This window comes from Thiorhodococcus minor (genome assembly GCF_010820565.1).
GTDB classification, from domain to species: Bacteria; Pseudomonadota; Gammaproteobacteria; order Chromatiales; family Chromatiaceae; genus Thiorhodococcus; species Thiorhodococcus minor.
This window is the reverse complement of sequence record NZ_JAAIJQ010000366.1, coordinates 1-373: the sequence shown is the minus strand read 5'-3', so window position 1 is coordinate 373 and position 373 is coordinate 1. Positions and strand designations below refer to the sequence as shown.

1 protein-coding gene is annotated in these 373 nt (G+C 70.5%); it reads right to left on the bottom strand.

Annotation, left to right across the window (positions count from 1 at the left end):
• On the bottom strand, nt 1-287 hold a 287-nt coding region (locus G3446_RS27350), incomplete at its 3' end, for a helix-turn-helix domain-containing protein (RefSeq protein WP_164456767.1).
• Nucleotides 288-373 lie beyond the last annotated feature (86 nt).

Genomic DNA, 373 nt, shown 5'->3' with positions numbered 1-373 from the left:
GCCTCCACCACGCTCGGCGGCAGGCGGCGCGCCTGGCCGCGATCGGCGCGCGGCTTCGGCAGCAACGCCTCGAAGCCGCCACGCCGATAGGCCTTGAGCCAATCGCGGATGGTCTCGGCGGCGATGCGGGTGCGGGTGCTGCCAGGAATGGCGTACGCGCGTTCGGCCTTGGCCGCGATGGCCGCATAGAGCCCTTTCCTCTCCTTGGGCCACTGCACAAGCTCGGCAATCACCCCATAGCGAAACAGAGCGATTTCTTGGTGTCGGTCGGTCTGCGGGTCGTTCATGGGCGGGAGGCTCCGGATGACGCAGGCCCATTGCCTGCGCCCGCGACGCTACGCCGCCCACCCTGGCGGGTCCGGCCCCGCCTCCT